Annotated in this window: 8 protein-coding genes and 1 pseudogene; 3 read left to right on the top strand and 6 right to left on the bottom strand. The window is 69.6% G+C overall.

Annotation, left to right across the window (positions count from 1 at the left end):
* The 4 genes and pseudogenes from BDIM_RS18545 to htpX all read right to left on the bottom strand — a co-directional run.
* Window positions 1-542: pseudogene (locus tag BDIM_RS18545) on the bottom strand (methyl-accepting chemotaxis protein); the annotation flags it as partial.
* Window positions 508-1,293, bottom strand: a complete 786-nt coding sequence (locus tag BDIM_RS18540; RefSeq protein ID WP_003166632.1) for a cache domain-containing protein — start codon at window positions 1,291-1,293, stop codon at window positions 508-510. The gene BDIM_RS18540 and the pseudogene BDIM_RS18545, both read right to left, overlap by 35 nt.
* Window positions 1,294-1,383: 90 nt before the next feature.
* The gene (gene trmB / locus BDIM_RS16155; RefSeq protein ID WP_003166631.1) at window positions 1,384-2,115 is read right to left on the bottom strand and encodes a tRNA (guanosine(46)-N7)-methyltransferase TrmB; all 732 of its coding nucleotides are present in this window, start codon (window positions 2,113-2,115) and stop codon (window positions 1,384-1,386) included.
* 57 nt (window positions 2,116-2,172) lie between these two features.
* Window positions 2,173-3,165: a zinc metalloprotease HtpX gene (gene htpX / locus BDIM_RS16150; RefSeq protein ID WP_003166630.1), complete on the bottom strand. Its 993-nt coding sequence runs from the start codon at window positions 3,163-3,165 to the stop codon at window positions 2,173-2,175.
* Window positions 3,166-3,262: 97 nt separating this feature from the next.
* Here htpX and BDIM_RS16145 point away from each other — a divergent pair, with 97 nt between their 5' ends.
* A complete protein-coding gene (locus BDIM_RS16145) occupies window positions 3,263-3,505 on the top strand; it encodes a DUF1674 domain-containing protein (protein ID WP_040346456.1) in 243 nt (80 codons plus the stop codon).
* 207 nt (window positions 3,506-3,712) lie between these two features.
* Entirely contained in the window at window positions 3,713-4,531 is an 819-nt protein-coding gene (locus tag BDIM_RS16140) for a hypothetical protein (RefSeq protein WP_003166628.1), read from the top strand.
* An 81-nt stretch (window positions 4,532-4,612) separates the two neighbouring features.
* Here BDIM_RS16140 and pyrF read toward each other — a convergent pair whose 3' ends face one another.
* On the bottom strand, window positions 4,613-5,335 hold the full coding sequence (gene pyrF, locus BDIM_RS16135; RefSeq protein ID WP_003166627.1) for an orotidine-5'-phosphate decarboxylase: 723 nt from the start codon (window positions 5,333-5,335) through the stop codon (window positions 4,613-4,615).
* A 98-nt stretch (window positions 5,336-5,433) separates the two neighbouring features.
* Here pyrF and BDIM_RS16130 point away from each other — a divergent pair, with 98 nt between their 5' ends.
* A complete protein-coding gene (locus BDIM_RS16130; RefSeq protein ID WP_003166626.1) occupies window positions 5,434-6,132 on the top strand; it encodes a MarC family protein in 699 nt (232 codons plus the stop codon).
* 5 nt (window positions 6,133-6,137) lie between these two features.
* On the opposite strand, the gene BDIM_RS16125 is transcribed toward BDIM_RS16130, so the two are convergent.
* Window positions 6,138-6,798, bottom strand: a 661-nt coding sequence (locus BDIM_RS16125) for an SDR family NAD(P)-dependent oxidoreductase (RefSeq protein WP_050796769.1), incomplete at its 5' end; no start/stop codon positions are given.

Below are 6,798 nucleotides of genomic sequence, written 5' to 3'. Positions count from 1 at the left end.
GCCTCGATCCGGCTCATGGCCTCCACCGCGTCGCGGACCACCTGGCCGCTGCCCTCGGCGTCGTCGCGCGCCGAATGCGCCACGCCCGAGGCCTGACGGGCGCCGTCGGCGGTCCGGTTCACCGTGGCGGTGATCTGATCCAGAGCCGCAGCGGTTTCCTCCAGGCTGGCGGCCTGCTGTTCGGTGCGGCGCGACAGGTCGTCCGACGCCTGGGAAATCTCGTTCGACCCCGAGCGGATGGCTGCGACATTGGCCACGACCGCCGCCACGGCGCTTTCCAACTGTGCGATGGCGGCGTTGAAGTCAGCCTTAAGCTGCTCCGCCTTGGGCGCCACCGACACGGTCATGCGATGGGTCAGGTCGCCCGACGCCATGGCGTTCAAGCCCTGGCCCAGGGCGGTGATGGCGATGCGGTCCTCCTCGGCCGTCTGGGCCTTTTCCGCCTCGACGCGGATGCGCTCCTCTTCGGCCGCCTGACGCTGGGCCGCAGCTTCGGCCTCCAGGCGGTCATTGGCGATGGCGGCGTCGCGGAACAACCTCAAGGGCGCCGGCCATCCGCCCGATCTCGTCACGCCGCGCCAGGCCCGGAATGGCTGTCGTCCTGTCGCCGTCCGCCAGGCGCTTCATCCGTGCGGCCAGGGCCACCACCGGCTGCGCCACCGATCGCCCCAGGAACCATCCGGCGGCGCCCACGGCGACCGCCACGGCGAGCGCCATCCCGCCCAGAGCCAGGGCCGCACGCCCCACAGCGGCGACGATCTGGTCCGTATAGACGCCCGAACCGATCACCCAGCCCCACGGCTTGAAGGCCTGGACATAGGACACCTTGGGCGCAGGCTCCTGCTGGCCCGGCTTGGCCCAGCGATAGTTGACGAAGCCCCCGCCGTCGCGCCGGGCGACCTCGGTCATCTCGCGGAACATGAAGACGCCGTCTGCGTCGGTCTTGGCGCTCAGATCCTCCCCTTCCAGCTGCGGGCTGAAGGGGTGCATCACCATGCGCGGCTGCATGTCGTTGACCCAGAAATAGTCGTCCTGACCATAGCGCAGGGCGCGCAGGGTCGACAGGGCGGCCGCCTGGGCCTGGGCGCGGGTCATGACGCCCAGCCGCTCCTGGGCGTGATAGTGGGCGACGACGCTATGGGCCACTTCGACGGTCTTCTGAGTGCGGTCCGCGATCTCATCGCGCAGCACGCCGTCAAGCTTCATCAACGACAGGCCCGCGACCAGCAGAAGTCCGGCCACCGCCAGCACCGAAAGCAGGTTCACCCGCCCGCTGATCGTCAAACCGCCCATACATCATCCCCCTGACTGTCAAAGCCAAGGTGACGGACGGGAGTAAACACAAAGAAAACCGTCGTTCGTAGAATCGTCCAGGCCGTAGGTTCAGGCCAGGCGTTCAAACTCCAGGAAGATCGGATCGGTGTCGCCCAGCTTCTTTTCCTCATAGCGTGTGACGACGTGATCTTCGGGCGCGGCGAACCAGTCGGCGCCCGTCTCCCGGCGCGTCAGTCCCGGCGTACGCGCCAGCCGCTCCAGCGCCCAGTCGGCGTAGTCCAGCCAGTCGGTGACGAAACGCACGCGGCCGCCCGGCTTCAGCAGGCGGGCGATCTCCACCGCCGTCTCGTCCTGCAGGAAGCGGCGCTTGTTGTGGCGCGCCTTGTGCCAGGGGTCGGGGAACAGGATCATCGCCCGGTCCAGCGAGGCGTCCGGCAGGGCCGCCATCACCGCGCGGGCGTCGTCGGCGTGCAGGCGCACATTCTGAAGCCCGCCTTCTTCGACGTGACGCAGGGCCGAGGCGACGCCGTTCAGGAAGGGCTCACAGCCGATCATCACCGCCTCGGGATGACGCGCCGCCTGGGCCGCCAGATGCTCGCCGCCGCCGAAGCCGATCTCCAGCCACGCCGCTTTCGCGCCGGGCATCAGGGCTTGAGGGTCGATCGGCCCCTTGGCCGGGTCCGGCACGGCGATGCGCGGCATCAGGGTGTCGAACAGGGCCGCCTGCTTCGCCTTGATCGGCCGCGACTTGATGCGCCCGAAGGAGCGCAGCGGGCCATGCGCCTTGGCCCATTCGGGGCGGTCGGCGTCGGACGGTTTGGGATCGGTCTCGTCGGTCATGGCGCGCGCTCTAGCGGCTTAAGCTCGCTCACGCAAAGCCCCAGGCTTGCGGACGGCTCAGCCCCAGGGGCCGCGCGGAGGCGTCGCAGGACTATCATCAGTCGTCGGCACGCTGGTTCCCCGGATCGGCGCGGCGGACGCGACAGGCGCAGGCGCCACGAAGGCCGCCGCCGGACGCACGCGCCCGCCCATGCCCATCTTCGCGCCCAGCTCCATCAGGGCGCGGACGCGATTGCCGGTGGCCGGGTGGGTCGAGAACAGATTGTCCGCCCCCTTCCCGTTCAGCGGATTGATAATGAACATATGGGCCGTCGCCGGATTGCGCTCGGCCGGGGCGTTGACCGCCCCGCGCGCATAGGCCTCGATCTTCTGCAGGGCCGAAGCCAGGGCCTGAGGGTCGTCGGCGATCTCGGCGCCGACGCGATCGGCTTCATATTCGCGGGTGCGGCTGATGGCCATCTGCACCAGACCCGCCGTCATCGGCGCCAGCAGCATTAGGGCGATGGTCCCGATCATGCCGCCCGGCCGCTCGCGGTCGTCCCCGCCGCCGAAGAACAGGGCGAAGTTGGCCAACATGGCGATGGCGCCCGCCACCGTCGCCGTGACCGTCATGGTCAGGGTGTCGCGGTTCTTCACATGGGCCAGCTCGTGCGCCATGACGCCGCGGATTTCCTCGCGCGTCAGCATGTCCAGCAGGCCGGTCGTCGCCGCCACCGCCGCATTTTGAGGATTGCGTCCCGTGGCGAAGGCGTTCGGCTGATCGTTCGGAATGATGGTGATGTTGGGCAGGGGCAGGCCCGCGTCGCCGGCCATCTGCTTCACATCGGCGACATAGGCGCGCACCACGGCGTTGGGGTGGGTCTCATCCACCGGCTGGGCGCGGTACATCTTCAGGACGATCTTGTCCGCATTCCAATAGGAAAACAGGTTCATGCCCGCCGCCGCGACCAGGGCGATCGCCATGCCGGGCCCCTTGCCGATCAGATAGCCGATCCCCATGAACAGGGCGGTCATCACGGCCAGCAGGGCGAATGTCTTCAGATGGTTCATACGGGCTTCGGTCGCGCTGTCGGACTTCAAGGGGTGGCGTGTTCAGCCGGAACGTCTATTTGAGCCCCAGTATCCCCGCTCTCAAGGCAGGCGACCTGTGACCGAACAGCCCACCCCCCCGACTGAACCTTCCCCCGAGGAAGCCTTCAATGCCGACGTGCCCCACGCCACGCCCGAGCGCCCCCTGAACGAGGCCGCCCGCCGCGCCCTGCTGGAGGCCGCCGAACGCCGCGCCGCCGAGGAGGCCGCCGCGCTTCCGAACGAGGTCGGCGGCCGCAAGGGACCGGAGCCCACCCGTTTCGGCGACTGGGAGAAGAAGGGTCTGGCGGTGGACTTTTAGGGCGCTAGCGCTCCCCGCGCGGCGGTTCGCTGCTTGAGCTGGTAGAGCGCCAACGCTCGCCGCGCAGCGACTCGCTGCCTGAGCGAAGACGGTCTGGACGCCTCATGCCTCCCGCCGATGCGGCCTCCCGGTTCCCTTGACGGGAGAATAGTGAACGCTCCGGCCAGATCCGCATTAACCTTTACGGCTGAAACAAGGAGCGCAGCCATGAAGGCTCTATTCTACGCCGCCGCAGGCGCGGCGATCCTCATCGCCGGAGCGGCCGAGGCTCATCAGGCCGGCGCCCGATACAACGCCGCCGCCGGCTACGCCCGCGGTCCCGTGATCCAGACCCGCGCCCAGACCTGGTACAGCGACACCGGCTGGCAGGGCGGCTACGGCCCGATCGAAAGCTACGGCTATGGTTACGGCTACGGCGGCGCCGGAGTTCGTCCGCCGGTCGTGATCGCTCCGTCGCAGCCGCCGATCCAACACGGGGGCTACGCCTATTCCGGCGTCACCCGCTCCATGCCCTTCGGCTATCCGGTCGACGGCTACGGCCGCTACCCCTGGGCGCGCTACGGCTATGGCGGTTACGGCGGCCAGTACAGCGGCGGCGGCTATTACCAGCAGGGCTATTATCAAGGCGGATACGGCCAGGACTGCGGCCGTTGCGGCCCGCCGCCCCAGCCCGTCTACTACCGTTCGGAGCCGGTCTACGTCAGCCAGCCGCCGGTCTATGTCTCGCAACCGCCCGTCTATGTGGAATCGCCGCCGGTCTATGTGCAGCCGGCCCCGGTCTACGTCGAACCGGCCCGCGTCCACGTGGCGCCGCCGCCGGTCCATGTGGCCGCCGCCGACGTGCGCGTCGCCCCGGCCCAGGTCGAGGTGGCCCGCCCCAACGTCTACGTCGAGCCGCCGCGCGTCGAAACCGCTCCGCCGGTCGTGAACTTCGACCAGGGCTATTACGCCGTGCCGCCCGCCCCGCCGGCGCCGCCGTCTCCGACCGAGCGGCCCTACCGCCAGGAACGCGGCGAACGCGGCTGATACGAAAAAGGGCGGCGTCCGCAGACGCCGCCCTTCCTGTTTCACGTGAAGCAGACCCCTTACGGATCAAGCCCATAGGCCTCAGACCAGGGCGACCTCCTGGGTGATCGCCTGGGCGGCCGCGCGCGGATCGGCGACGGCTGTGATCGGACGGCCGATGACCAGATGGGTCGCCCCAGATTGCAGGGCGCTGGCCGGGGTCGCGGCGCGCGCCTGATCGTCCATGGCCGCGCCTGCGGGCCGCACGCCCGGCGTCACGATCAGGAAGTCCTCACGCCCCGCCCTCGTCGCGATTTCACGCGCGCGGCCCGCCTCATGCGGGCTGGAGACGACGCCGTGGATTCCAGCCCCCAACGCCTGACGCACCCGCTGTTCCACCAGTTCGGCCGCCGACAGGCTGTGGTCGTCCGCCTTCAGATCGTCGTCGGTCAGGCTGGTCAGGACGGTGACGCCCAGGATCTTCAGCTCCGATCCCGCCGCGCCGCGCGCCGCCGCCGCCATCACCTGGGGCCGGGCGTGGACGGTCAGCAGGTCGCAGCCCGCATTCGCCAGCACCGCCGTCGCCTTCTCCACCGTCGCGCCGATGTCGTGCAGTTTCCAGTCCAGGAACACCTGGGCGCCCGACGCCTTCAGCTCGCGCGCCAGCCCCATGCCGTCCGAGGCGAACAGCTGCAGCCCGACCTTGTAGAAGCCGACCGCATCGCCGATCCGTTCGACCAGGGCGCGCGCCTCATCGATCGTCGGCACGTCCAGGGCGCAGATGACGCGCGGGTCGAAGGGGCGATTGGGACGGTCTGCTGACATTTCCGGCTCTCGGCGGCTTGCAGGCGCGCGCGGATGCCCCGATAGGTGAGACAAGGGGTCGCGGTCGCGCGGCGGGTTTTCTAAGGCGGGGGCAAGCAATGAACGCGGTCGATCTGGGGGTCAACCTGTTCGTGGCGCTGTTCGCCCTGCTGGACCCGATCGGCAATGTGCCGATCTTCGCGGCGGCCACGGCGGGCGCCTCCCTGCGCCAGCGCATCACCGTCTCGGCCATGATCTGCGCCTTCGCGGCGGTTTTCCTCGGCTTTTTCTTCTTCACGGGCCTGGGCCTGCTGCAGTTCTTCGGCATTTCGCTGGCCGCCTTCCGCATCGCGGGCGGCATCCTGCTGCTGCTGCTGGGCTTGGACATGGCGCGCGAGGACTTCCTCAAGATCTTCGCCGACGCCGACGCCGCGACCGACGCCCAGGACGTGCGCGGCTACGCCAAGCGCCGGTTCAAGCGTCTGATCGTGCCCTTCGCCATTCCCCTGATGATCGGGCCGGGCGCCATCTCGGCCATCATCATCCAGGCGGGCGAGGCCCAGAAGCTGGGCGCGGCGGGCACGGCGGCGTCGCTGACCGCCATGGTCGCCGCCTGCGTCGTCACCTTCCTGTGCTTCGCCGCCACCGGCCCGATCAGCCGCCTGCTGGGCGACGTCGGCATGGCCATCGTGGTGCGGGTGCTGGGCCTGATCCTGTGCGCCCTGGCGATCCAGTTCATCCTGATGGGTCTGGGCGAAGCCCTGCCGGGCATGTTCAGCGCGGGCGTCACCACCCCCTACCCCTCCGGCGGGCACTAAAAGCTCTAGAGGCGGTCCAGCCGTCTGGCGTGGCCGCCGACCATCTTCAGCGCCAGGGCGTCGGGCAGCAGCCCGCCCAGCGCCGCCAGCACATTGTTGGCTGCGCCCGGCGTCACGCGCGGCCGATTGGCTTCGACCGCGTCCCAGCCGATGCGGGCCACGCGGTCGGCGTCCATCCACATCCACTTCGGATAGGCGGCCGAGACCTGATCGCGTGAGCCGTTGACGTCGTGGAACTCGGTATAGGTGTAGCCGGGGCACAGGGCGGTGACGTGCACGCCGGTCCCCTGCGTCTCCAGCCACAACCCCTGCGACGCCTTGATCAGGAAGCTCTTGATCGGGCCGTAAAGCGTGTCGCCGCCCGTCGCCGGCATCTGCCCGGCCAGGGAGGCCACGTTCAGCACCCGGCCCCAGCCGCGCGCGACCATGCCGGGCAGCACCAGACGCGACAGCTCGACCGGCGCCGTCAGCATGACGCGGATCATGGCGGCGTGGTCCGCCGGACCGGTCGCCAGAAAGCCTGTGGTCCGGCTGAAGCCCGCATTGTTGATCAGGCCGTCGACGCTCAACCCCCGCGCCGCGATCGCCTCGACCAGACGCGCAGGCGCCTCGGGTTCAGCCAGGTCGGCGACGACGACGGTCGCGGCGACGCCGTGGGCGGCGGCC

It is taken from the genome of Brevundimonas diminuta ATCC 11568 (genome assembly GCF_000204035.1).
Lineage (GTDB): Bacteria > Pseudomonadota > Alphaproteobacteria > Caulobacterales > Caulobacteraceae > Brevundimonas > Brevundimonas diminuta.
Note: the sequence above shows the minus strand (reverse complement) of the source record. Positions and strands in the feature narration are given on the sequence as shown.